Source organism: Cyanobacterium sp. IPPAS B-1200, assembly GCF_001747005.2.
Taxonomy (GTDB): domain Bacteria; phylum Cyanobacteriota; class Cyanobacteriia; order Cyanobacteriales; family Cyanobacteriaceae; genus Cyanobacterium.
In genome coordinates this window covers 982,298-1,007,919 of record NZ_CP182899.1, presented here as the reverse complement: position 1 = coordinate 1,007,919, position 25,622 = coordinate 982,298, and the positions used below count along the sequence as shown (strand labels likewise).

General features: G+C 40.0%; 20 protein-coding genes, 2 tRNA genes, 3 rRNA genes and 1 pseudogene. 11 read left to right on the top strand and 15 right to left on the bottom strand.

Translation table 11 applies throughout. The annotated features are described in order from the left end of the window. Nucleotides 1-241: 241 nt before the first annotated feature. Nucleotides 242-802 (bottom strand): thioredoxin family protein, encoded by a 561-nt coding sequence (locus A5482_RS04610; protein WP_069790594.1) that lies wholly within the window; start codon nucleotides 800-802, stop codon nucleotides 242-244. Between the two features lie 57 nt (nucleotides 803-859). Between A5482_RS04610 and A5482_RS04605 the strand changes: the two genes are divergently transcribed. Both A5482_RS04605 and A5482_RS04600 read left to right on the top strand, forming a co-directional pair. Next, on the top strand, nucleotides 860-1,264 hold the full coding sequence (locus A5482_RS04605) for an NIL domain-containing protein (protein ID WP_069790593.1): 405 nt from the start codon (nucleotides 860-862) through the stop codon (nucleotides 1,262-1,264). Between the two features lie 198 nt (nucleotides 1,265-1,462). Then, complete coding sequence (locus tag A5482_RS04600; RefSeq protein WP_069790592.1) at nucleotides 1,463-1,765, top strand: DUF1232 domain-containing protein; 303 nt, start codon at nucleotides 1,463-1,465, stop codon at nucleotides 1,763-1,765. 45 nt (nucleotides 1,766-1,810) lie between these two features. Here the strand turns inward: A5482_RS04600 and A5482_RS04595 are convergent, their stop codons facing one another. Both A5482_RS04595 and A5482_RS04590 read right to left on the bottom strand, forming a co-directional pair. Further along, entirely contained in the window at nucleotides 1,811-2,215 is a 405-nt protein-coding gene (locus tag A5482_RS04595) for a DUF1824 family protein (RefSeq protein WP_069790591.1), read from the bottom strand. Between the two features lie 65 nt (nucleotides 2,216-2,280). Next, nucleotides 2,281-2,703, bottom strand: coding sequence for a Fur family transcriptional regulator (locus A5482_RS04590; protein ID WP_446684813.1), 423 nt, complete (start codon nucleotides 2,701-2,703; stop codon nucleotides 2,281-2,283). A gap of 234 nt (nucleotides 2,704-2,937) precedes the next feature. Between A5482_RS04590 and A5482_RS04585 the strand changes: the two genes are divergently transcribed. Then, a complete protein-coding gene (locus A5482_RS04585; protein ID WP_069790589.1) occupies nucleotides 2,938-3,510 on the top strand; it encodes a peroxiredoxin in 573 nt (190 codons plus the stop codon). 162 nt (nucleotides 3,511-3,672) lie between these two features. On the opposite strand, the gene A5482_RS04580 is transcribed toward A5482_RS04585, so the two are convergent. Further along, the gene (locus A5482_RS04580; RefSeq protein ID WP_069790588.1) at nucleotides 3,673-5,847 is read right to left on the bottom strand and encodes a glutamine synthetase III family protein; all 2,175 of its coding nucleotides are present in this window, start codon (nucleotides 5,845-5,847) and stop codon (nucleotides 3,673-3,675) included. Between the two features lie 203 nt (nucleotides 5,848-6,050). Between A5482_RS04580 and A5482_RS04575 the strand changes: the two genes are divergently transcribed. Next, complete coding sequence (locus A5482_RS04575) at nucleotides 6,051-7,262, top strand: glutathione S-transferase family protein (protein ID WP_069790587.1); 1,212 nt, start codon at nucleotides 6,051-6,053, stop codon at nucleotides 7,260-7,262. A 38-nt stretch (nucleotides 7,263-7,300) separates the two neighbouring features. On the opposite strand, the gene A5482_RS04570 is transcribed toward A5482_RS04575, so the two are convergent. The 3 genes from A5482_RS04570 to ovoA all read right to left on the bottom strand — a co-directional run bounded on the left by A5482_RS04570 (nucleotide 7,301) and on the right by ovoA (nucleotide 9,363). After that, complete coding sequence (locus A5482_RS04570; RefSeq protein WP_069790586.1) at nucleotides 7,301-7,729, bottom strand: putative toxin-antitoxin system toxin component, PIN family; 429 nt, start codon at nucleotides 7,727-7,729, stop codon at nucleotides 7,301-7,303. Further along, nucleotides 7,711-7,932 (bottom strand): AbrB family transcriptional regulator, encoded by a 222-nt coding sequence (locus tag A5482_RS04565; RefSeq protein ID WP_069790585.1) that lies wholly within the window; start codon nucleotides 7,930-7,932, stop codon nucleotides 7,711-7,713. Before A5482_RS04565 ends, A5482_RS04570 begins: the two co-directional genes overlap by 19 nt. A gap of 96 nt (nucleotides 7,933-8,028) precedes the next feature. Further along, entirely contained in the window at nucleotides 8,029-9,363 is a 1,335-nt protein-coding gene (gene ovoA / locus A5482_RS04560) for a 5-histidylcysteine sulfoxide synthase (protein WP_069790584.1), read from the bottom strand. 192 nt (nucleotides 9,364-9,555) lie between these two features. Here ovoA and A5482_RS04555 point away from each other — a divergent pair, with 192 nt between their 5' ends. Next, a complete protein-coding gene (locus tag A5482_RS04555; RefSeq protein WP_069790583.1) occupies nucleotides 9,556-10,479 on the top strand; it encodes an NAD(+) kinase in 924 nt (307 codons plus the stop codon). A gap of 108 nt (nucleotides 10,480-10,587) precedes the next feature. On the opposite strand, the gene A5482_RS04550 is transcribed toward A5482_RS04555, so the two are convergent. Further along, complete coding sequence (locus tag A5482_RS04550; protein WP_069790582.1) at nucleotides 10,588-10,806, bottom strand: chlorophyll a/b-binding protein; 219 nt, start codon at nucleotides 10,804-10,806, stop codon at nucleotides 10,588-10,590. Nucleotides 10,807-11,319: 513 nt separating this feature from the next. On the opposite strand from A5482_RS04550, the gene A5482_RS04545 reads away from it, so the two are divergent. Next, the gene (locus tag A5482_RS04545) at nucleotides 11,320-12,012 is read left to right on the top strand and encodes a response regulator transcription factor (RefSeq protein WP_069790581.1); all 693 of its coding nucleotides are present in this window, start codon (nucleotides 11,320-11,322) and stop codon (nucleotides 12,010-12,012) included. Between the two features lie 45 nt (nucleotides 12,013-12,057). Here A5482_RS04545 and rrf read toward each other — a convergent pair. The 6 genes from rrf to mraY all read right to left on the bottom strand — a co-directional run bounded on the left by rrf (nucleotide 12,058) and on the right by mraY (nucleotide 18,362). Continuing rightward, nucleotides 12,058-12,175 (bottom strand): 5S ribosomal RNA (gene rrf, locus A5482_RS04540). 59 nt (nucleotides 12,176-12,234) lie between these two features. Beyond that, nucleotides 12,235-15,013 (bottom strand): 23S ribosomal RNA (locus tag A5482_RS04535). 117 nt (nucleotides 15,014-15,130) lie between these two features. Next, nucleotides 15,131-15,203, bottom strand: a tRNA-Ala gene (locus A5482_RS04530). A gap of 5 nt (nucleotides 15,204-15,208) precedes the next feature. Further along, a tRNA-Ile gene (locus tag A5482_RS04525) sits at nucleotides 15,209-15,282 on the bottom strand. Nucleotides 15,283-15,356: 74 nt separating this feature from the next. Then, nucleotides 15,357-16,846, bottom strand: a 16S ribosomal RNA gene (locus tag A5482_RS04520). Together the 16S, 23S and 5S rRNA genes with 2 tRNA genes alongside form the textbook arrangement of a ribosomal RNA operon. A gap of 445 nt (nucleotides 16,847-17,291) precedes the next feature. Next, complete coding sequence (mraY, locus tag A5482_RS04515; RefSeq protein ID WP_069791705.1) at nucleotides 17,292-18,362, bottom strand: phospho-N-acetylmuramoyl-pentapeptide-transferase; 1,071 nt, start codon at nucleotides 18,360-18,362, stop codon at nucleotides 17,292-17,294. 130 nt (nucleotides 18,363-18,492) lie between these two features. On the opposite strand from mraY, the gene A5482_RS04510 reads away from it, so the two are divergent. The 5 genes and pseudogenes from A5482_RS04510 to A5482_RS04490 all read left to right on the top strand — a co-directional run bounded on the left by A5482_RS04510 (nucleotide 18,493) and on the right by A5482_RS04490 (nucleotide 23,158). Then, nucleotides 18,493-19,428 (top strand): ribonuclease Z, encoded by a 936-nt coding sequence (locus tag A5482_RS04510; RefSeq protein WP_446684812.1) that lies wholly within the window; start codon nucleotides 18,493-18,495, stop codon nucleotides 19,426-19,428. 114 nt (nucleotides 19,429-19,542) lie between these two features. Next, complete coding sequence (locus A5482_RS04505) at nucleotides 19,543-20,874, top strand: TrkH family potassium uptake protein (protein WP_069791704.1); 1,332 nt, start codon at nucleotides 19,543-19,545, stop codon at nucleotides 20,872-20,874. Between the two features lie 73 nt (nucleotides 20,875-20,947). Continuing rightward, nucleotides 20,948-21,631 carry a potassium channel family protein gene (locus A5482_RS04500; protein ID WP_069791706.1) on the top strand — a complete coding sequence of 228 codons (684 nt, stop codon included), beginning with the start codon at nucleotides 20,948-20,950 and terminating at the stop codon, nucleotides 21,629-21,631. A gap of 455 nt (nucleotides 21,632-22,086) precedes the next feature. After that, nucleotides 22,087-22,242: pseudogene (locus A5482_RS04495) on the top strand (hypothetical protein); the annotation flags it as partial. Between the two features lie 67 nt (nucleotides 22,243-22,309). Further along, nucleotides 22,310-23,158, top strand: a complete 849-nt coding sequence (locus A5482_RS04490; RefSeq protein WP_446684811.1) for an IS630 family transposase — start codon at nucleotides 22,310-22,312, stop codon at nucleotides 23,156-23,158. A 580-nt stretch (nucleotides 23,159-23,738) separates the two neighbouring features. Here A5482_RS04490 and A5482_RS04485 read toward each other — a convergent pair. Then, nucleotides 23,739-25,424 (bottom strand): DUF7305 domain-containing protein, encoded by a 1,686-nt coding sequence (locus tag A5482_RS04485; RefSeq protein ID WP_069789587.1) that lies wholly within the window; start codon nucleotides 25,422-25,424, stop codon nucleotides 23,739-23,741. Nucleotides 25,425-25,622 lie beyond the last annotated feature (198 nt).

Here is a 25,622-nt window from a genome sequence, read left to right as displayed (position 1 = left end):
ATTTTACTAGGAAAAAAAGCACAAGCCACCCCTCCCCGACCGCAAAGGGTCAAGAAAAGGTGGCTATGTTTGATATACCCTTATTATAACATAGTCAAAGTTAAATGACAAGTTTTTTAGGGGTTTTTCTCAAGTTTTTAAAAGAAAAATATTAAGACATTAAGCTAAGTATAAAAACTTATATTTAAAACAAGTTTACTGATAATTGTTTATCGCAAAAAAGACAGTAAAAACAAAATAATTAATTGCTATGATCACGGGGATTATCTTGATTACCATCAACCACAGGATTAGAAGTTTCTATTTGAGAAGTGACTCCCTGAGAGTTGGCATAAGGGAGAGGATTATTACTCACTAAAGCCGTTAAATTTTGCTCAAAAATTGATAAAGGTTGTTCGCCAATGGCAGATGCGATCGCACTTCCCCCTTCATTAAGGAAAACAAAATGGGGAATACCATCCACCTGATAATTCAAAACCTCAGGAAGCCACTTAGTATTATCCACATTGAGCATCACAAAATTAACATCATTACCATACTCCTGCTTCAAAGTAGCCATATCCCCAGCCATAGCTTGACAGCTAGTACACCAATTAGCATAAAATTCCATCAGAGTCGGCTTACCATTATTAAGAGCTACCTCCAGAGGAGTAGCCCCCTGTGCCTGTGCTTCCAAAGACTCCGAATTAACACTTGTTTGTAATCCTAACACCAAAGTAAGACTAAGGGCGATCGCCACTATCCCAATCACAAAATTTCTGAGTCGATTTACTCCAAAATTAGAAGAAGTACCTTCAGACATAAATATAATTCCCTACACTATAAATAGTTATCTCTAAACCTATTATCCCTCAAACCTATGAAAAAACGAGTAACCCTCACCTTTCCTCGCACCATGGTACAAATTCCCGTCACCTATCGCCTCGCCAAAGAATTTAACATCGCCGCCAACATTATCCGTGCCCAAGTAGCCCCCAACCAAGTAGGAAAATTAGTTGTAGAATTACTAGGAGATATCGATCAACTAGAAATCGCCATCGACTGGATGAAATCCCAAGAAATAAAAGTTTCATCCGCCACAGGAGAAATCATCATCGACGAAGAAACCTGCGTCCATTGCGGACTATGTACAGGAGTATGCCCCACCGAATCCCTCACCCTCAACCCCAGTAGCTATAAACTACAATTTCGCCAACAAACCTGCATCGTCTGTGAGCAATGTATTCCCACCTGCCCCGTCCAAGCCATCACCACCAATTTATAACTAGAGGCTTTAATTAAAAAAAATTTTACTTGAGGTAAAGAATAGGCAATGGTGTTAACAACTAATAATGATTATCTTCTGTCTTCACCATTCCGCACAACCTATTTATCACCACTACCTAAAAAAGTACGGAAAACCTACATATAAAAAACCATCAACCATAATAAAATAAGAATATAGCAACACTTTCCAAACATCATGAAATTCAACCTTCGCTCCCTATACACTTGGTACACCAACGGCATCCGGAATCCCCAATACCGCCTCTGGGTAATTCTAGGCACATTAGTCTATCTCATCAGCCCCATCGATATTTCTCCCGACATCATACCCATCGCAGGACAAATTGACGACTTTGTCATCGTAACAATCATGTTATCCGAAATATCTCAACTACTCCTCGGCGCCATGAAAAAGAGAAAACTAGACAAAGATAACGTCCAAAACGACGACAATCAAGGAGAAACCGTAGAAGTAGAAGCCATCCCCCTCGAAAAATAAAAAATTAGGTTGGGTTAAACCATAAAACCCAACGCCAAATAAAAACTAATCAAACAAAGACAAAGGTAAATGTCCGTAAGTCCCTAAAATAGACTCATCAGTATCACAAAAAATAGTTATCAACACTCCACGATAATCTCCCGAATAATCAGAAACCATCTTCGATAACCTTTCCCCATTAAACTTAATATAAATCGGTACATCACTATCAACCTTATCCCGACTTAAATCCAATACATAATCAAAAGCTCTTAAATAACTATTCAAGGCAGAAAAGCCCTCGTCATAACTAGATGCACAAACACCCAAATTAAAATAATCCGCCTTAGCCACTATCAACAAAAGAGACTTTTGTAACTCAACTTTTTTCTCCTCAGAAGCGGGAATTTTAGTCTCAATACCACTATATTCTTTCAAAACCTGTAAAGCAGAACTTACTTCAGAATTCATTTAACCACGTCCACAAAATAAAATTATTTCAACCGTAGCCCAAAAACAAACCCCAAAGCAAGTATTTAAGTTTCACAACAGGAATTACATTCCCCCTGTACAATCACCTCATAATGATCAACTTTTAATCCCGAGCGCAACTTATCAACGGAAAGATTAGAAAAAGTTTCCCAAGGAATATCTTCAATTTTTCCACAACAATTACAGCGAAAATGATGATGGGGAGAAACATTGGCATCATATCGACACACCCCCTCCTGCAACAACACCTCACGAATTAAACCCACATCTCGCAGGGTTTGTAACGATAAATAGATAGTCGCCTGAGACAAAGTCGGGGCATCTTTATTCAAATCCGTTAAGATATTTTCTGCCGTGGGATGATCATTTCTACTCAATAGATTTGCATACACAGCATAGCGTTGGGGTGTTACCCTCAAGCCTTTTGCCTTTAGTACATTGATAATCTCATCTGCTTTTTTTGCCATGACAAAGTGAAAGTAATCTCAGTCCAAATATTACAAAACTCTAGTCCCATTAATAATTAATTTTCAACCATTAATGAACTAGTCTTAACTATACCTTAACAAAAATGAATAATTATTGTTGTTGACAAATTCTTAAATAAGAGTTATTCTGAGATAGAAGCAAATAAAAAACAGCTTCAAACGTTATTTTAAAAAACGTAAAGTTTTATTAATCATTTATAGAAGAGGTAAAATATGGCCGTTATAGAAAAAGTACCTAGTGTAGTATTCAAAACCCGTGTCCGTGATGAGTCTGTAGAAGGACCTAATCCTTACCGTTGGGAAGACAAAACCACCGAAGAGATTTTTGGTGGCAAAAAAGTAGTTATTTTCTCCTTACCTGGAGCATTCACCCCTACCTGTTCTTCTAATCACCTTCCTCGCTACGAAGAGTTATATGAAGAATTTAAAGCCCAAGGAGTTGATGAAGTAATCTGTGTCTCTGTAAATGATGCTTTCGTAATGTTCAAATGGGGCAGAGAAATCGGTGCTAAAAATGTATTCTTATTACCCGATGGTAATGCAGAATTTACCCGTAAAATGGGTATGTTAGTCGATAAATCTAACCTCGGATTCGGTCTAAGATCTTGGCGCTATTCTATGCTTGTTAACGATTGTAAGATCGAGAAAATCTTTGTGGAACCTGGTTACGAAGATAATTGTCCTGCTGATCCTTTTGAAGTGTCTGACGCTGATACTATGTTAGCTCACCTCAAAGGTACTGCTCCTGCTGGTGTATGTGAACCTGTGAAGGAGTTTGTCGGTTAATCACTAGCGAAAAAATATAATTTTTTAAGGGTGTATATGTACACCCTTTTTTTGCTTATTTATGATGTTTTCATAAGTGGTTGATCACAAAGCAGGTGAATCTTAATTTACTCAGCACCTGTGCGGACGTAGTATGCTACGTCCTCTACAATGTAGGTTTACTTACTTAATGAACAACATTTCCTGATAAGTAGGTAAAGGCCATAACTCATCATCAACTTCACCCTCAAGGGCATCAGCATATTTGCGTACTTCATTCATTATGGGAAGAATGGTTTGAGCAAAATATTTCATATGAGCTTCTGTATCTGCAAAGTCTTCTTTATGAAGGGCTTCACTAAGTTTTTCCACTTCTGCGATCAATTGATTAACCAAAGTAGCGATTTTTTCGATCGCACAGGTATCGAGTTTTATACCGATATTATTTAAACTAGCCATGGTACTGGTAAGTTTAGATAGATAATTAATAGCAGCAGGATAAATGGTCGTTTTCGCCATGCTAACCACTAACTTAGCTTCCACCTCAAGGGAGAGAATATACTGCTCGGCGTACACCTCAAAACGACTTTCTAACTCCACAGGGGAAAGCACTCCCATTTTGTCAAATAGTTCTTCTACTTCCTTGTATTTAAGGCTAGGTAAAGCATCAGCAGTGGTACGTAGGTTCGCTAAACCTCTTTCCTCCACAGCCATTTTATGCCATTCCTCAGAATAACCGTTGCCACCAAAGACCACAGCACCATGTTTTTCCATGATTTCTTGAAGAACTTTTTGGATAGCATCATTAAGGTCAGTACCTTGTTTTAACTCAGCTTCTAATTTTTCGGCAATCCATTGTAAAGAGTCAGCTAAGATGGTATTCATCGCCACCAAAGGACCTGCTACCGATTGACTAGAACCCACCGCACGGAACTCGAAACGGTTACCAGTAAAGGCAAAAGGAGAGGTTCTATTGCGATCGCCCGGATCTTTAGGAATAACGGGTAAAGTGTCAATACCGATATTCATCGTTTGAGCCAGTTGAGAACCAGTAATTTCCCCTTTACGAATTTGCTCATACACATCCTCTAATTGAGAGCCAAGATATACGGACATGATAGCAGGGGGAGCCTCATTAGCACCAAGGCGATGATCATTACTAGCAGTGGCAACTACCGCACGCATCAAAGGCCCAAACTTGTGAACTCCTCGGATAATAGCACCACAGAAAAGAAGGAATTGAGCATTACTGTGGGGAGTATCACCCGGATCTAATAAATTACCTTGGGTTGCATTACCTACAGACCAGTTTACGTGCTTTCCAGAACCGTTAATCCCTGCAAAGGGTTTCTCATGGAGAAGACAGACAAAACCATGTTTTTTCGCCATTTTTCTTAAAATGGTCATGGTTAATTGTTGATGGTCTGTTGCTACGTTAGCACTTTCAAAGAAGGGTGCTAATTCAAACTGTCCGGGGGCTACCTCATTATGGCGAGTTTTGGCAGGGATGCCGAGACGGTACATAGACTCTTCCACGTCCTGCATAAAGACTTGTACCCGCTCAGGAATAGCACCAAAATAGTGATCATCAAATTCTTGTCCTTTGGCCGATGGTTTACCAAATAAGGTTCTACCTGCCAAAAGTAAATCGGGGCGACTATGGGCGAAATTGGAATCAACCAAGAAGTATTCTTGCTCTGCACCACAACTGGAGTTGATAGGAGCAATGTCTTTGTGTCCCAATAATTCCAACACTCGACGGGCAGATTTGTTGAGGGCGGCATTGGAGCGAAGGAGAGGAGTTTTTTTATCGAGGGCTTCCCCTGTCCAAGAAACGAATACGGTGGGAATACAAAGGGTGACACCGTTATCAGTTTCCATCACGTAGGCGGGGCTAGTCACATCCCAAGCGGTATATCCCCTAGCTTCAAAGGTGGTACGAATGCCACCGTTGGGGAAGGATGAGCCGTCAGGTTCTCCTTTTACTAATACTTTTCCTGCAAATTCAGAAATGACGGAGCCATCGCCCTGTACAGAGACGAAGCCGTCATGTTTTTCTGCCGTGGAGTTGGTAAGGGGGTAGAATACGTGGGCGTAGTATAAAGCTCTTTTGGAAATTGCCCAATCTCTCATGGCGGTAGCCACTACATCAGCAATGGAGAGGTCGAGGGGTTCTCCTGTTTGGATAGTTTTTTGTAGGGATTTAAATACGTCTTTGGGTAGGCATTCTTGCATTTTACTGAGGGTAAACACATCCTTTGCCCACATTTCTTCCAATCTTTTGGGGCTGTTGAACGGTTTTATCTCTCTGTTGGTGATTTGATAAATGGCTTGAACCCTTGATTGATTTCCACTCATAGTCTTTTATTTTAAGGATAATCTCTCAGGATAATGATTATGTAATTATTAAATAGTTCATCGTGAACACTTTTGTATTTTTTCCCTGCCAAAATATTATGATGATGCTTCTTTGCCTACGGAAACCAAAAGTCAATTCTCCATTCAGTAATGCCTTAAAATGTAAGTAAGGACAAAATAAAATAAAACCTTATAAAAGACTAATGGCGATCGCACCTTTACCTTGGCAAGAACTAGAAAAACTAACAGATTATCACATCGATAGAGTAAATGGACAAACTAACTCCCAAAGCACCCTTCGACTTTTTAACCAACCAGAAGAAGAAGTCAGAGTAACTCTTTATCGAGATAATCATGCTTGGTGTCCCTATTGTCAAAAAATATGGCTGTGGTTAGAAGAAAAACAAATCCCCTACCGCATCAAAAAAGTAACCATGTTTTGCTATGGTCAAAAAGAATCATGGTATAAACAAAAAGTACCCTCGGGAATGCTTCCAGCCCTCGAATTAGATGGCAAAATTATCACCGAAAGTGATGACATCTTAATCGCCCTCGAACAAGCCTTTGGGGTACTAAAGTTCGGCATGGAAGATAAAAACGTACTGCCCATGCGTAAATTAGAAAGGCTATTATTTAGGGCATGGTGTACATGGCTATGTTATCCCACCATTCTCCCCCAACAAGAAGCCAATAATCGTAAACAATTTATCCAAGTAGTACAAAAAGTTGAAAAGGCGATCGCCCAAACCTCCAGCCCTTACTTTCTCGAAGACTTTAGCACCGCCGATGTAATTTTTACCCCCTATGTAGAGAGAATGAATGCCAGTCTCTACTACTACAAAGGCTATTCATTACGGGAAGAAAATCCCCAACTCTCTGCTTGGTTTGATGCCATGGAAACCCGCCCCACCTATAGAGGTACCCAAAGCGATTTTCATACCCATGCCCACGACTTACCTCCCCAAATGGGAGGATGTTATAGTAACGGTGAATCCCAAACCTTACAAAATCAAGAAAAAGTAGATCGAGGAGATTGGTTTTTCTTACCCGATGTAGCTTACCCTGAGCCAGAAAATTCCCGCCAAGAAGCCCTCCACCGAGTCTTAAAACATCGTCAAAATATTATTGAAGTTAATCCCGCAGATAATCAATTATTTGACCAAGCCTTGCGCTGTGCCTTAACCCAAATGATGACAGGGGAAGATTGTAAACCTCCTGCCAAATCTGCCCTTGGATTAAGATATTTACTCGATAGGATAAATGTGCCTCGGGATATGTCCATCTATGCAGGAAAAAGATTACGACAGGCCCTAGAATATACCGCCAGTTTAGATAGTGAAATACAACCAGAACCCTTACCCGCTCGCCATCGTCGAGATCAAAATCCCCTTAATTTTCGGGGGGGGAGTAGTTAGTAATGGATAATAGATTTTATTGAAATTCTCCCTTTTCCTCAAACCTTCTCAAGAAGATTAAAAAGATAGTCTCTGGTGATTATTGGACAACAAAAATCCTCCTTCAGAGACAACAAATCTTTATCCCCTGTCACTAAATAATCTGCTTTGCTTACCTTAGCGAGTAACAAAAAAGGCTCATCAAAAGTATCTCGACAATTAGGAATAGTGGGTAATTGATAAGGCATAGTTACCGTCTGGCTATAGGGTAGATAGTCTCTTAGTAAGTCCTCTTGTTCAACAGCAGTCAAATTAAACTTAGGATAAGCTAAAACTCGTATTAACTCCGTTGCGGTTACCTTGGAAATTAAAGGAATTAACGCCCCAGTTTGCCAAGCATACCTCAGGGAAGCCACCTTCCCTCCAAACACCAACGCTGATAATACGAAATTAGTGTCAATTACCACTCTTAAGCCTTTCTTGCCCATGCTACCGCCTCAATAATATCCTCCTCAGAAATCTCTAATTCAGCCAATTTTGCTCTCACAGCATCTGCCCGTTGAATTTTTACAGGGGTTAATACTATCAATCCATTTTCTAATTTGACATCAAAATATTCCACTTCTCCCACTTCTTTTGTAATGCTTTTTGGTAAAGTAAGCTGATTCTTACTGGTTAATTTAGCTAACATTATTTACCTCTTGATAATAATAAATGACTTTAATTATAACAAGGAAGTAAGAAACCCTTACTTTAATTTTATTTTTCCCATGGCACTAATAAACCTTTACTTTTCAACAACTCTAAATCCTGCGTGTTGATAAAAATGGGGGCGAAACCAGTTACGGTAATAAGGTGCGGCTTCTGTGCCGTTGGTAATCCATGCACCACCCACCAACAGATAATGGCGATTATCAAAAAAGGGTTGGGAATAATCTTGATAGAGAAAATGGGGTTTAAATCCAGATAGAGGCGTAAATTTATCTCCTAACCATTCCCAGAGGTTACCCCTTAAGTCATAGATTCCTGCATCACTGTGGGCGGTTTTGATGCTACCCACGGGGGTAGGGGATTGATAATGGAGATTGAGGTTGTAGTTATCTATATCATTGTTGCCTTTAGATGCTAAATGCCATTGGGATTCACTCATTAAGCCATATTTTTTACCTTTTTTTTGACCTAAATAACGGCAAAATGCGATCGCCTCATAGTGGTTAACCTCCACAGGATAATCCAAGGGCAAGTCAAATTGGTCAAACATTGCCCGATATTGATAACCTTCTCCATCCCTAACCCAAAATTTAGGATAAGTACGATTTTCCCCTTGTAGCCATTCCCAACTTTCCTCATCCCAAAATTCTTTATTTTCATAACCCCCCTCATTCACAAAATCTAAAAACTCATGATTAGTAATCATATATTTACTAACCAAAAAACTATCAACTACCTCCTCCCTACTACCAAAATCCACATCCCAACCATACAAAAAGTCATCATCTTTTTTACCTAAAATGACCTTATCTCCATCTACTGCAATCATTTCATTTTGAGGAGGTTTACCCAAAGAAGGGGCGTAATTCCAGTCATCAGGCTTTTGTAATAAATGCGGAGGCAACTGCCTAATCAACATCGATGAGGTTTCAATGTGAATTCTTTGATGTTCAATACCCATCACAATCGCCCACCATGGGCTATCCATCTCAATAGGTAAAGATAAAGGAGTGTTATTAATTACTTTGATAACTGTTTGATAAACTTCGTTGCGATACATCCATACATCTTCTAAGGATTGTTGACGAATATTATTAAGGGTTTTTTGTAACTCATCGGGGAATTCTGGATCAACTCCCATCTCAAAAAGTCTTTCATAATCGGGATTTATCCTTTTTTGTAGCAACCCCACCATTATTAATTTGTTGATAAAAAATACGGCGGAATGTCCGAGATAAAAAATAAGAGGATTACGAAGGGGATCAGGATTAAGATAATAGGTATCACGGTTTAAGATACTTTTAAATAAAATATCTTCTCGACACCATCCCCAATCAAGATAGTTAATAATATCTTCTTTAGTACAACCATTGAGGCATAGTACAGGATTATTTATCTCGGTATTCATCATTACTTTAACTTTTATGTCCTTTTTCTATTCTATGTCTTGGATCACCAGAGTAAAAATTTAAACAATATATTCTCAATAATTAAACTTTAACAAGATATTGGCTTTCCATGAATTGTAAAATTTGTCACCAACTAGAATTTTTATTCTTCACATATATCAGTACAATGAAAAAAAATAGATCAATCAAAAATTGTGCAGTTACAACAGGTAATCATTGCGTATAAGGCAGGGGATAAAGATAGTAAAAAATGGGCTGAAAGATGCTCTCAGGATTTAGAAGCAAAAGGTTGTAAGGTTTTACTTGGCCCTAGTGGAGTAAAAGATAATCCCTATCCTGTTTTTTTGGCTTCTGCTACAGGAAAAATTGATTTGGGGATTATTTTAGGGGGAGATGGTACAGTTTTAGCGGCAGCAAGACACCTCGCCCCAGAAGGCATCCCGATGTTGGCGGTAAATGTAGGAGGGCATCTAGGCTTTTTAACAGAGCCTTTTTCTTTGTTTAAAGATACTGAGCATATCTGGGATAGGTTATCCAAAGATTTGTATGCGGTGGAAAGAAGAATGATGCTAAAGGCACGGGTTTTTGAGTTGAATCGGGGACAACAAGAGGCAGTGAGTGATGATTTTTATTGTCTTAATGAAATGTGTATTAAACCTGCTTGTTTGGATAGAATGCCCACTTCTCTGTTAGAAATGGAAATTGATGGGGAAGTAGTAGATCAGTACCATGGTGATGGTTTGATTATTTCTACTCCTACAGGTTCTACTTGTTACACGGTTTCAGCTATGGGGCCTATCATTCATCCTGCCATGAGTGCGATCGCCGTTACCCCCATTTGCCCTCTAAGTCTTTCGAGTCGCCCTCTCGTATTACCCGCAGGGTCAGTGGTTAATGTCTGGACATTAGGAGACTATGAATTGAATAATAAATTGTGGATGGATGGCGCCCTAAGTACCACCATTTGGCCCGGGCAATGGATATCTGTTACCATGGCAGAGTGTTTCGCTAACTTTATCATCTTGCGAGAATCTCACTCTTTTTACAAAACTATCAGAGAAAAACTACAATGGACAGGTACGAGGATTCCCTCTGATAACAACCATCGCCATAACTAAAAAAAATAAGGAGCATCTCTCAAGCTCCTCATATTCTCGTTAATGTAGTGTTTAAATATTGTGTATGATTGCGACTTACTAGAAAGCTATGGTCAAGAGGAATTACCTCTATAGATTGGTTAACCAACCAATCAAACCTTGACCAGTTAATAGTTCAAAACCGATTAAGGAAATAAAACCAATCATCGCTAAGCGACCGTTTAATTTCTCAGCATATTTATTGAAGCCAAATTGTTGGCTAGAATCAACGTACATTTTGGGTTCAACGGCATAGTTATTTAAACGACCTTGATCTTCTGTTACGTATGTATTAGTGCGACTATCCATAAAAGTTATAATTTCTTGTTTTGTGCTTATACTAATAACTATAACACAATATGAATTTTTGTAACAACCAGTTGACATTCGGTTTTATGTCGGTTAACCGTAATTGATTAATAAAAATGGCTGTTTTTGTGGGTCCTCCATATCAATCAAATACTCTCTGCTAGAGTATTTTACGCATATTCTTTTAATCCTTTTTCCTTGTTGCTTTTTCAAAAGTCTGTACTTATATTCTGTTTACATTCTTGAAATCACTTGAAGTTTGAATTTTTACATTTCTGTTTTCATAAAAATTATCATAAAAATAACTCAATGATTTTTATTGAGCTTTTTCTAACAAAATTTAAATGAATTCCATTTTAGCTTTAAGTTAAGATTATCTGTTGAAACTTTATATTCAGTGAATATACGGTACAATTTAATAAAATCATTCTTAGATAAAACTTTTATTTTTTATAATTTGCCAAGCAAAAAAATAAGATCTTTTTCCGTAGCTAACTATAATCACTATATAAAATGAGTGTTACTTGTCCAAAAATTTTGATTGTTGATGATGATGTCAATATCGGTAATCTAGTTAGTCGTTTTCTACAAAAAAAGGACTATGTTGTTCAATATGCCAATGATGGCAAAACTGCAATAGAAATTTTTGGTGAATTTAAACCTGATTTAGTAATACTAGATATTAATTTACCAGATACTTTAGGGTATAACTTATGCACCGAAATGCAAAATAGCAGTGATGTTTTTGTCCTTATGTTAACGAGTCGCACTGATTTGGAAGATAAAAAAAAAGGTTTTATTACAGGTGCTGATGATTACATAACTAAGCCCTTTGATTTAGAAGAATTAGAATTTAGGGTACAAGCTATTTTAAAAAGACAGAGAATAGTTAAATCATCCCATGAAAATGTAATTGCGATTGATAACTTGAGTATTAACCCCGAAACCAGAGAAGTAAAAGTTAACCAACAATTAATCAACCTCACCACCCTTGAATTTGATTTACTATATTTCCTTGCTAATAATCCCGGAAAAGTATGGCGTAGAGAAGATTTGGTAACTCATGTATGGGATAACAACCCCATCGGAGATAACCGAGTTGTCGATGTTCACATCGGACAAATTCGTAAAAAAATAGAAAAAGACTGCAACAATCCTAACCTTATTCTTACTGTCAGAGGAGTAGGCTATAAATTTGAGATATAAAAAAAAGCCGCCATGTGATGGGGGCGGTTTTTTTGTGATTATTAAGGCAGGCATAGAACTATTGTCCCAAGGGGCTACCCCCGTAGTATCGTCGCTGCTGCTGTGTTTCACCCACGAGTTCGGGATGGAGTCGTAGTGGTTCCACAACGCTAGATACACCTGCCAAGATTATGAGGTTAAAAACCCTCAAGACTGCATAGATAATTATAAGTAAGTTTGGAATAGGTCAAGCTGACGGTCTGTTAGTACACTTCGGCTCCATACATTACTGCACTTCCACCTTGTGCCTATTAACGGGTGTTCTTCCCGTGACCTTACACCAGAATACTCATCTTGAGGTGGGCTTCCCACTTAGATGCTTTCAGCGGTTATCCACTCCGTACATGGCTACCCAGCGTTTACTGTTGGCACAATAACTGGTACACCAGCGGTACGTCCTTCCCGGTCCTCTCGTACTAAGGAAGGCTCCTCTCAATATTCTCACGCCTGCACCGGATATGGACCGAACTGTCTCACGACGTTCTGAACCCAGCTCACGTACCGCTTTAATGGGCGAACAGCCCAACCCTTGGGACGTACTTCCGCCCCAGGTTGCGATGAGCCGACATCGAGGTGCCAAACCTCCCCGTCGATGTGAACTCTTGGGGGAGATCAGCCTGTTATCCCTAGAGTAACTTTTATCCGTTGAGCGACGGCCCTTCCACTCAGCACCGTCGGATCACTAAGACCGTGTTTCCACCCTGCTCGACCTGTATGTCTCGCAGTCAAGCTACCTTCTGCCTTTGCACTCTTCGACTGATTTCCAACCAGTCTGAGGTAACCTTTGTACGCCTCCGTTACCTTTTTGGAGGCGACCGCCCCAGTCAAACTACCCACCTGAAACTGTCCTCATTTAAGAGTTAGAATTCTAGCCTTCTGAGAGTGGTATCTCACCATTGACTCTATTATCCCCACAAGGATAATCTCATCGTCTCCCACCTATCCTGCGCACAGCAGGCCCGAACACAATTCCAAGCTATAGTAAAGCTTCATAGGGTCTTTCTGTCCAAGTGCAGGTAGTCCGTATCTTCACAGACAATCCTATTTCGCCGAGCCTCTCTCCGAGACAGCGCCCAGATCGTTACGCCTTTCGTGCGGGTCGGAACTTACCCGACAAGGAATTTCGCTACCTTAGGACCGTTATAGTTACGGCCGCCGTTCACCGGGGCTTCAGTCGCTAGCTTCATCCTAAGACTGACCAACTTCTTTAACCTTCCGGCACTGGGCAGGCGTCAGCCCCTATACCTCCTCTTTCGAGTTTGCAGAGACCTATGTTTTTGCTAAACAGTCGCCTGGGCCTTTTCACTGCAACCACCTCTCGGTGGCACCCCTTCTCCCGAAGTTACGGGGTCATTTTGCCGAGTTCCTTAGAGAGAGTTAACTCGCTCCCCTTAGTATTCTCTACTTGCATACCTGTGTCGGTTTCGGGTACCGGGATTCTACATTCAACACTATTAAAGCTTTTCTTGCCACTATCCTTACACTCTCGCAACCGAGGTTGCTTCCAATCCACTTAGGATGAGTTTATCTTTCATGGGTCCCTTTAATAGCTCCTGTAAAACCACGCAGGAATATTTACCTGCTTGCCATCGACTACGCTATTCGCTTCGCCTTAGGTCCGGGCTAACTCTCCACGGACGAACCTTCTGGAGAAACCCTTATGCTTTCGGGGTTGAAGATTCTCACTTCAATTTTCGCTACTTAAGCCGACATTCTCACTTCTCTATCGTCCACATCTGCTTGCCGCTAATGCTTCTCCCAATAGAGAACGCTCCCCTACCACTCAATATGAGTCCATAGCTTCGGTGAAAGACTTAGCCCCGTTCATTTTCGGCGCAGGAGCGCTTGACCAGTGAGCTATTACGCACTCTTTCAAGGATGGCTGCTTCTAGGCAAACCTCCTGGTTGTCTTTGCACTCCCACCTCCTTTATCACTTAGTCTTTACTTGGGGACCTTAGCTGATGGTCTGGGCTGTTTCCCTTTCGACGATGAAGCTTATCCCCCACCGTCTTACTAGTGCTACAATCATGGGTATTCTGAGTTTGTCTCATCTTGGTACCGCTCTCGCAGCCCGCAACGAAACAGTGCTTTACCCCCCATGACATTCCACACCGCTGCGCCTCAACACATTTCGGGGAGAACCAGCTAGCTCCGGGTTCGATTGGCATTTCACCCCTAACCACACCTCATCCGCCAATTTTTCAACATTGGTCGGTTCGGACCTCCACCACCTGTTACGGGGGTTTCATCCTGGACATGGTTAGATCACCCGGGTTCGGGTCTACAAACAGTGACTAGCGCCCTTTTCAGACTCGATTTCTCTTTGGCTTCGACTTTCCGTCTTAACCTGCCACTGCCTGTAAGTCGCCGGCTCATTCTTCAACAGGCACACGGTCATCCGTTCTATCGGACTCCCATTGCTTGTAAGCTAATGGTTTCATGTTCTATTTCACTCCCCTCCCGGGGTTCTTTTCACCTTTCCCTCGCGGTACTTTTCACTATCGGTCACACTTTGTATTTAGCCTTACCACGTGGTCGTGGCTGATTCACACGGGATTTCTCTTATACCGTGCTACTCGGGATTCACCTACAATTACTTCTGTTTTCGACTACAGGACTTTCACCTTCTTCGGTCTAGTTTTCAGCTAGTTCGTCTAACATCCACTCTTGATATCGATGTCCCACTACCCCAGTATTCGTAAACACTGGTTTAGGCTTCTCCCGTTTCGCTCGCCGCTACTAAGGGAATCACTTTTGTTTTCTCTTCCTCCGGCTACTAAGATGTTTCAGTTCACCGGGTTCGCTCATCATCTCCTAAAAGATGTGTTTTTAGGGTTGCCCCATTCGGACATTCTCGGCTCAATGTTTGCTTCCAACTCCCCGAGACTTTTCGCAGGTTGCTACGTCCTTCTTCGCCTTCGTGTGCCTAGGTATCCACCATTAGCCCTTGATTGCTTGACCTAATTATCTGTTTAATACAGACTTCCTACTTACTTTTTTTTCTATGCAGTTTTCAAGGTTCTTACTGAGACTTTTTCCTCAGCATTTGTTCGCTAAAACAGTGCTAAGTTTTCTCACTGGAGATAAGCGGACTCGAACCGCTGACATCCTGCTTGCAAAGCAGGCGCTCTACCAACTGAGCTATACCCCCACCTATGGGCCATCCTGGACTTGAACCAGGGACCTCACCCTTATCAGGGGTGCGCTCTAACCACCTGAGCTAATAGCCCATGAACCCAATCTCTAGTTTGAAATACCATTTTCCATCACATTCCTTGCTGACCACTATATGTGGTCTCCCTTATAAGGAGGTGATCCAGCCACACCTTCCGGTACGGCTACCTTGTTACGACTTCACCCCAGTCACTAGTCCCACCTTCGGCGTCCTCCCCCCAAAAGGGTTGGAGTAACGACTTCGGATGTTACCAACTTCCATGGTGTGACGGGCGGTGTGTACAAGACCCGGGAACGGATTCACCGCAGTATGCTGACCTGCGATTACTAGCGATTCCTCCTTCACGCCGGCGAGTTTCAGCCGACGATCTGAACTGGGGCTAGGTTTGATGGGTTTCGCTTCACCTTGCGGTTTCGCATCCCTTTGTCCTAACCATTGTAGTACGTGTGTAGCCCAAGACGTAAGGGGCATGCTGACTTGACGTCATCCCCACCTTCCTCCGAGTTCTCCCCGGCGGTCTCCCTAGAGTCCCCAACTTAATGCTGGCAACTAAGGACGAGGGTTGCGCTCGTTGCGGGACTTAACCCAACATCTCACGACACGAGCTGACGACAGCCATGCACCACCTGTCACGATGTTCCCTAAGGCACTCTTTCCTTTCAGAAAAATTCATCGGATGTCAAGTCTTGGTAAGGTTCTTCGCGTTGCATCGAATTAAACCACATACTCCACCGCTTGTGCGGGTCCCCGTCAATTCCTTTGAGTTTCACACTTGCGTGCGTACTCCCCAGGCGGGATACTTAACGCGTTTGCTTCAGCACAGCAGGAGTTTATACCCGCTACACTTAGTATCCATCGTTTACCGCTAAGACTACAGGGGTATCTAATCCCTTTCGCTACCCTAGCTTTCGTCCCTCAGTGTCAGTACATGTCCAGTAGAGCGCCTTCGCCACTGGTGTTCTTCCTAATCTCTACGCATTTCACCGCTACACTAGGAATTCCCTCTACCCCTCCTGTACTCTAGCTCTTCAGTTTCCACACCCTACCCGAGGTTGAGCCTCGGTCTTTAAATGCGGACTTGAAGTGCCACCTACGGACTCTTTACGCCCAATGATTCCGGATAACGCTTGCATCCTCCGTATTACCGCGGCTGCTGGCACGGAGTTAGCCGATGCTTATATTAGGTACCGTCACTTTCTTCTTCCCTAAGTTTTGAGGTTTACAACCCAAGAGCCTTCCTCCCTCACGCGGTATTGCTCCGTCAGGCTTTCGCCCATTGCGGAAAATTCCCCACTGCTGCCTCCCGTAGGAGTCTGGGCCGTGTCTCAGTCCCAGTGTGGCTGCTCATCCTCTCAGACCAGCTACTGATCGTTGCCTTGGTAGGCTTTTACCCCACCAACTAGCTAATCAGCCGCGAGCTCTTCCCTAGGCGATAAATCTTTTACTTTTCAGCTCATCCGGTATTAGCAGTCGTTTCCAACTGTTGTCCCCGACCTAAGGGCAGATTCTCACGTGTTACTCACCCGTCCGCCACTATCACCCTAAGGTGACCGTTCGACTTGCATGTGTTAGGCATACCGCCAGCGTTCATCCTGAGCCAGGATCAAACTCTCCATTGTAAAGTTTCTATCACCCTAAGATGACTTAATCCTTTTAATTTGAAGTAGTTTTACTTGCTCTTTCTTGGCAATGCTTAAACCGAAATTTAAGACTTTTGTTTTTTTAAATAAAGTTATTTTGACAAGGATGTATGTATTACTTGAAAAATGGCTTTCAAACTATTGAATTTTCGAGGTTCGTGGTGTGTCAGGAGAGTGTATTGCTCTCAATCGCACATATACTAATATAACTAACCTTTTCTAAAATGGCAACTTTTTTCTCAATCTTTTTTCTCACTTCTGTCACAATCACTACAGAATAAGGCTTTCGCTTCCTAATCTTTTTTTGTATGTGGGGTTGTGCTTTTCTATGCAACCTACTTTCTTAGGGTTTTAGATGATGATGTTAGGTTTTTTATCTTTCTCCATACACTTTCATGGTGGGCATTGCCCACCCCTTATACCATTAATATAAATAGATGGTGATTAGAATAAGAATGGTATTAATTAGATAAAAGATGCCGACGATTTGGGTTTCTGTCCAGCCACTGAGTTCGAGGTGATGGTGGATGGGAGCCATTTTTAGTAGTCTTTTTCCTTTGCCGTTTTCGTCTTTGGTGGCTTTGTAGTAGGCGACTTGGGCTATGACGGAGATGGATTCGAGGAAGAAAAGCAGACTGATTATGAATAATGCCCAAAGATTTTGGCTTAAAATACCGATCGCACTTAGACTAGCACCGAGAGCTAGGGAACCTGTATCACCCATAAAGACAGAGGCTTTGTTGCGGTTGTGGAGGACAAATCCTAGACAAGCACCACTGATGGCGAGGGAAAAAATGAGTAAGTCTGGGTGAGTGTTACTTATTAATATACCTATACCGAGAAAAGCGATCGCACTGGTTCCCCCTGCTAAACCGTCAACCCCATCGGTTAAGTTGGTGGCATTACTTTCGGCAACGATAACAAAGGAAGCTAGAAACCAGAAGAAAAAGCCAAGGGGGAGAATAATATTAAAGGGGAGGACAACGTTAGTAATTTCTGGGGGCTGAGTTTGAGCCATCCAAATACAAAAGATAACGGCGAATAGAATTTGTAGTGCTAACTTTTGCTTGGCAGTTAAACCGAGGTTGGTTTTTTTTCGTAAAATTTGCCAATCATCTACCCAACCAATAAAGGCATAGGCGAAGGTAACGAGGGCGACGGCGATAGCGTTATTAGAAAAGTTGGTAAAAATTAAACCGACAATGATGGCGGTGGGAATGAAGAAAATTCCTCCCATGGTGGGAGTTCCAGCTTTTTTGAGGTGGGTGGAAGGGCCGTCTTCTTGAATTACTTGACTGGCCTTAATTCTTTGCAGTTGAGGTACTATTACATAACCCAAAGCACCTGTGATGATAAAAGAAGATAGAAAAGGATTGATTTGATTGATGTTTAAAAAGCTAAGGGCGATCGCACTTAAACCCACAACTAAGAGAATAAGTAAGGTAACACCAGTGGGATTGGTAAGAGAATTAGTAAATTTAGAGTTAGTTTGCATGGTAAATAGTGATGGAAAATAAATTTATTATCGGTGCTTAATCCTTTCTTGTCTATTTTTGTAAAATAAATTGTCCATGGTGGAGTGGTAAACTAGGATTAATTACAAAGTATCAATAATATAGATAGTTGTGGAAGTAACTTTTTTAGGTACTAGCTCAGGAGTACCCACCCGATCAAGAAATGTATCTAGTGTGGCACTTAGGTTAACTCAGCGGGGGGAAATTTGGTTATTTGATTGCGGAGAAGGTACTCAACACCAAATTTTGCGCAGTGAATTAAAAACCTCCCAACTTAAAAAAATCTTCGTTACCCATATGCACGGAGATCATATTTTTGGTTTGATGGGCTTACTCGCTAGTTGTGGGTTGGGTGCCCATGCAGAAAATGTGGAAGTTTATGGGCCTCCTGGGTTAGATGCCTATTTAAAGGCTTGTATGAAGTATTCTCAAACTTATTTTCCCTATGGTGTTCATTTTAAAACGGTTTCTCCTGGGGTTATCTACGAGGATGATGAATATATAGTTAGTACCGAGATGTTAAAACATCGTGTAACGGCTTTTGGTTATCGCATCAGTGAAAAGGATAAGGCTGGTAAGTTTGATGTGGACAAGGCAAAAAAAATGGGGATTCCCAGTGGTCCTATTTATGGAAAGTTGAAAAAGGGTGAAACCATTACCCTAGAGGATGGACGCACTATCAATGGTTCTCAATTGTGTGGGCCGACGGAAATTGGGCGTAAATTTGTTTATTGTACTGATACTGTTTTTTGTGAAAGTGCGATCGCCCTTAGCGAAGATGCGGACGTACTAATTCATGAAGCCACCTTTGCCCACCAAGACGCACAAATGGCCTTTGAAAGAATGCACTCCACCACCACCATGGCAGCCCAAGTGGCTCTTGCTGCTCAGGTCAAAAAACTTATCATGACTCACTTTAGCCCCCGCTATGCCCCTGGTAATACCCTTCAGTTAAATGATTTACTTAAGGAGGCTCAGGCTATTTTCCCCGAGACTATTCTTGCTTATGATTTTCTGAGCTACGAAATACCAAGACGAATTAATTGATAATTGAGAATGAATAATGGATAATTACGGTAAATTAAAACAGTTCAACTTTTGTCATAGTACTGAAGTTGATTATTGATATTCCCGTAACCCTAATATGAGAATTAAAAACTGATGACCATTGCTCGTACTATTTGCCTTGGATTTTTAGCAGTTATTTCCGTTGGTACAATATTATTATTATTACCTTTTTCCACCGTTGAACCGGGATGGGGAAACTTTACCACTGCTCTTTTTACTTCTACTTCTGCGGTATGTGTAACGGGTTTAATTGTGGTGGATACGGGCAGTTATTATACTTTTTGGGGAGAATTATTTATTCTCTGTTTAATCCAAATTGGTGGATTGGGTTATATGACAACCACTACTTTTTTAATCTTATTAATAGGTAGGAAATTTGATTTTAGAGAAAAACTAGCTATCAAAGAATCTTTTGATCGTCCTTTTCTCCACGGTAGCAAAAATCTTTTAACCTCTGTATTTGCCACTACCATTGCCTTAGAAACATTGGGAAGTTTAACTTTATTTTTTGTATTTCAGCAAGACTATGGAAATAGGGAAAGTCTTTGGTTAGCTATTTTTCATAGTATCAGTGCGTGGAATAATGCGGGATTTAGTTTATTTGAGGATAGTTTAACTCAATACCAAACATCTATTCCTTTAAATGCTATTATCTGTTTTTTAATTATTTTTGGTGGTATTGGTTATCAGGTAATTATTGAATTTTATTTATGGTTAAGGGAAACAATAAATGTATCAAGTAAAAGAGAATATAGATTTTCTCTTAACTTTAGAATCGTTATTAGTACCACTATTTTTTTACTGATTTCTGGCACTATTTTCTTTTTCATTACTGAATACAATAATCTATTAACTGATTTTTCTCTGAATGACAAGATTCTTTTGGCGTGGTTTCAGTCGGTTACTACTCGTACCGCTGGATTTAACTCCATTGATTTGGGGGCAATGACCATTGCTAGTTTATTTTTGACCATTGGTTTTATGTTTGTGGGGGGTAGTCCTAGTGGTACAGCGGGAGGAATAAAAACAACTACTCTACGGATTCTTTTTGAAAGTACCAAAACGGTTTTACAAGGAAAACAAGATGTAATTGCCTATGAAAGAGAAGTTCCTTCATCTCTTACTCTAAAGGCCATGGCGGTGGTTTTTGGCTCTACTATCACTGTGTTGGTGATCACTTTTAGCATTTCTTTTATTCATCCTGATTTTAACTTTATCAATATTTTCTTTGAAGTGGTTTCAGCGTTTGCCACGGTGGGACTTTCTACGGGAATTACTGCTGATTTGTCAGGACTCGCACAAATTCTAATTATTTTAACAATGTATATTGGGCGAGTTGGAGTATTATTGTTTATGTCAGCTATTTTGGGAGATCCTCGTCCCACTCGTATTCATTATCCAGAGGAGAATCTTTTAATCGGTTAGTAGTACTATGACATCAAATCAACCTAATTCCAGTAATAAAGGCGATCGCTCCAAGGGCATTTTTAGTCTTGATATTAGCTCTTTAAAGTTTTTAAGCAATTTACGGAAGGAGAGTCGGCAGTTTGCAGTGATTGGTTTAGGTAGGTTTGGTAGGGCGGTGTGTGAAACCCTTTATAATATGGGTCATGAGGTTTTGGGTACGGATGTGGATGAAAAGCTAGTGGCTCAAGCCCTCACGGATAAAATCACTTCGAGCGCCCTTCAGCTTGACTGTACGGAAGTAAGTGCATTACGGGAAGCTGGTATTTTTGAACTAGATACGGTGATAGTGGCGATCGGTAATTATTTGGAGGAAAGTATTATTACCACCCTTAATGTGAAGGAGGGGGGTGTTAAATATGTGGTTGCCAAGGCTTCTTCTAGTACCCATGGGAAGTTATTAAAAAAAGTTGGGGCTGATTTGGTAGTATATCCTGAGCATGAGGCAGGATGTGAGTTGGCCTATACTTTGACGAAACCAGGTATTTTAGATCGTTTTGAGTTGGATCCTGATAATAGTATTGTGGAGGTATCTATTCCTGAGGAGTTTGATGGTAAAACCTTAGCGGAGATCAAAATTCGTAGTCGCTTTGGTTTAAATGTGTTGGCGGTGGGTAATGATGATAAGTTTGTGATAAATCCTCCTCCTCAGTTTGTTTTACAAAAGGGTTTATCCATGGTGGTAATTGGTTCTAATAGTGATATAAATCGTTTATAAGGTTTGCTTCCCTTAAATTCCTCGTTATAGAGCGAAACATCGGGTTTGATCCCCCTAAATTCCCCTTAATAAGGGGTACTTGACTATTTGAAATTGTAAGGGCGATCGCACCATAACACTCAAAAATCGCACTTCACCACTTCATAATCGCCCCTTTACAGCAAATCCCATATGGAGATCATATCACTACCCGCCTTGCCATGAATTACAAGGTTAAGAGTTTATCTTTCAATGAATTGAACTAACGAGCCACATCATCATAAAATGGCTGACGTATCATACCAAATCCTGTTTAGATAGTATGTCTATTTACTCGAAATCACTGGGGTTGATAGTATTTATTAGTTTACTTTTAGTTTAGGATTTGGTATCAAAGCATAATCAATGATAATGTTATACTAAATCCGAGAAATAGAATATACTATTAATAATAAAAATAATGTTAGATAGAATCAATGGCAAGAAAAGTATATTTAGCAGATTATTTGAGTAGAGAAGAATTAAAAGAAAAATATTTTTCCAATAAAGATAATGTGGAATCAAGACGATGGCACTTATTGTGGAAAATATCTTGTGGATGGAGCGTAAAAAATAGTGCCTTAGCAGTAGGAATAAGTTATATTTACGCCAAACAAATAATTAAAAAGTATAACAATCAGGGAGAACAAGGAATATTAAATGGTCGTAAAACAAGAAAAAAATATAATGTTGGAAAAAAGCCTATTAACAGACCAGCAATTGCAAAAATTAAAGTCAGAATTAGAATCGAAACCAGAAGATGGGGGACTTTGGACAGGGCCAAAAGTGGCTCGTTGGATAGAAAAAGAAACAGGAAGAGAAAAAGTGTGGAATCAAAGGGGGTGGGACTATCTAAAAAAGTGCAGGTACTCTTGGCAGAGTCCGAGATCAAAACATAGAAAAGGAGATATCCAGGAACAACAAGAATTTAAGCACAATTTTAGAGAGAAAGTAAAAGCTTTTGAAGCCAAGCATAGTGGAGAAGAAGTAGATGTGTGGTTTTTTGATGAACATAGAATCGGATTAAAGCCGATTGTAAAGAAAGTATGGGGAAAAATAGGAGAAAGACCAACTGCAATAGTCAATCATCGTTATGAGTGGTTATATATTTACGGTTTTGTCAAGCCAAAAACGGGAGAAACATTATGGTATTTGATACCGAGAGTAAGTACACAATGGTTAAATTTAGTCTATGAAGCATTTGCCAAGGATGCTCTGGTGGACAATAAAAAAGTCTTGTTGGTAGAAGATAATGCTGGTTGGCATCGGAGTAAATCATCAAAAGTGCCCCAAGGAATTGAAATAGAATATTTACCACCATATTCTCCAGAACTACAACCAGCCGAAAGATTATGGAGTTTAGTAGATGAACCTTTAGTTAACCAATATTTTGAAAGTATAGAAGAAATCGAAGAAATTCTTGTTCAACGCTGTAATTTTCTCAGAAAAGAAATGCAAGAAGAAATTAGAAAGTTAACTAACTATCACTGGCTCAATGTTTCCTTCTAAATAAGTATACTATCTAAGCAGGATTTGGTATAAGTATCTATTTGAATTTTCACAGGTTATCCCTCTTTTGTCACTTTCCATTTTTTCTTACTATTAATTAATTTCATAACTCCTTATAATCAAAAGATTACATATACTACAATTTACTTTTCTCAATTTTGAGTCATCTTTTATTTTAAAGTAACAAATAATCGTGAGATCGCATATAGAGAAAGACTTTTAGAGTTTAGCAATTTCAAAGATTATCGGAGACTGACAAAAGAGGGTTATAGTTACTCCAAATGAAAATGAAACACTACCAAATTATAAAAGACTTATAAAACAGCGGTTTTAGCTGGTGAAACTGTCTCAAAACCCCCTTAAATAACTATATATTTTTCCTTGTCGTTCAGGGAACTTTAACCAACATAGTAGAGCTTTTAAAAATGAATGTACTCTGCTATTTCATCAGCACACAAAGAATATACTTCGCATTAGATTTTTATATTTACTGCGACAATACCCCTTGATTATTTAACAACATTATAAAAGTAGTAAATTGAAAAAAAATCGCCCCGAAGGACGATTAATGAAATTAAATTTAGTTATTGGATGCTTCTATCCTTTCATATCCTTGAATAGAGCCGATACGAACAGAAGTTGGGTCTGTTTTGAAAAGTTCTAAATATTCAAAGTTTTCGGCAACTAAAGAAGGATTCATCGTACTATTACCGCCACCACGAACGTTAATGGTTTCAGCCCAAATAGGTCCTGTATGAGTTCCGTTGCCACCGCCGTTAATTCTAAATTCAGATCTGGGGGCGAAAATAAAACCAGAGGAAGTTAAATTACCTCTTGTTACAACATCCCCAGAAGCAACATAGTATTGAATATGTTTCCATTGATCAGCATTGGATAAAGCAGCACTTCCACCGAAATTTAAACCATTATTACTGTAAACAATTACCCTGCCTGGATTATCATTCATTCCCGTTGCTTGAATTGTAGGAACTGCTACATCAGAATAAATAATCACAGTTTTATTACCACCTACATCTACGGAAATAGAGGAACCACAACCACCAGTATATTCATAGGAGGATGAACCTGTAGGATTTAGAGTACATTTTCCACTTGTGATAGTATCTAAACTATCAGGAATATCAAATTCATCTTGGTTATTTAATGCTAATGGTAAGGTCGGAAAAAGTTTATTAAATTCTACGTGATCTCCATTATGCTTAAATGCTCCGCTTGGGGGTTTAGTCCAAGGAACACCATTAACACAATCAGAAGAGTCGAGAATATCTGAGTTAATAGTTTGATTACCACCTCCGCTAACGCTAAAGTTTTGAGCCCAAAGGCCGGGTGCGTCAGGAAGTTCGCTTGAGGGAAATCCTCCAAGATTTACTTGTCCGGGTGTTGGTGGTATGACGGCAAACTTAACTTGTATTCTAGCTTTAGAGCCTTTTGATTTTCCTTCAACAGTTAAGGTTCCAGTTTCTTTGTTATCATCAAACTGATAACTAATTAGTTCAAATTGTTTTTGTTTTTCATTTGATTGCTCGGACTCAACACCTTCTTCAGACTCTGAATTCGGCACAGAAATCAATGCTTTAATTATTGATAGATCATATTTTGTTAGTTGTGGAATAGAATTTTCAGTGTCTGTATTATTCTGTCCTAAGGGGGTACAAGAAGCCCCTGTTGTACTGGATTCAGAAGGTTGTTGAGTGTTGTTATTGGAAGGTTCTTCTTTATCTTTGTTATTTCCTTTACCTGCAGGAGGTCCAGCTATTAAAAAACTATTGGGTAGTTTTGCCATTACACTATTGCCGTTGGTATCTAAGTCCCATACAGATACATCACTAACAATGAGATTGTAACGACCTATGTTTTTTGCTGTGTTACTATCAGATGCAAATCTTTCTGCTAATCTTTGATTTAGTTGATCTATGGTAGTCTGCCCTGTGGCTAAATCTTCCCAATCTTCTTTACTAAAAAGTGCTAGAGTTGGATTCTCTACCAGCATTGCTTGAACTGTAGCTATTCCTGCTTCTGCTTGAGCAACAGCTTGTGCGGTTTGCTCTTGAGCTATCACATTAGTTTTGTTCTGGCTAGAAGTGGCGATCGCCAAGGTTGTTCCTGCAATCATCAAAGCACCAAGACCAACACCCACGGCAAGGGTAGAGCCTTTTTGGGAGCCGTTTTGCAACACGGAGAGGAGTTTAAACTTAAAGTTTGCTCCAAAGCTATCTTGTTTTAAATTTTTATTATTGTGTAACATAGTATTCACCCATTCCCTTTACTAACAGTGAGTTTAATTTTGATAATTTTTTGAATATTAGTTAAACCTTCTGTACTGATGCCTGTATGATGGTCTATGGTTGATTTATGGCTTCTTGTACACTTTACCGAGCAGAATAAAACTAATACGTAAATATATTTTTACCTATGGCTTTATTTTACCCAAAAAACAGCAAAT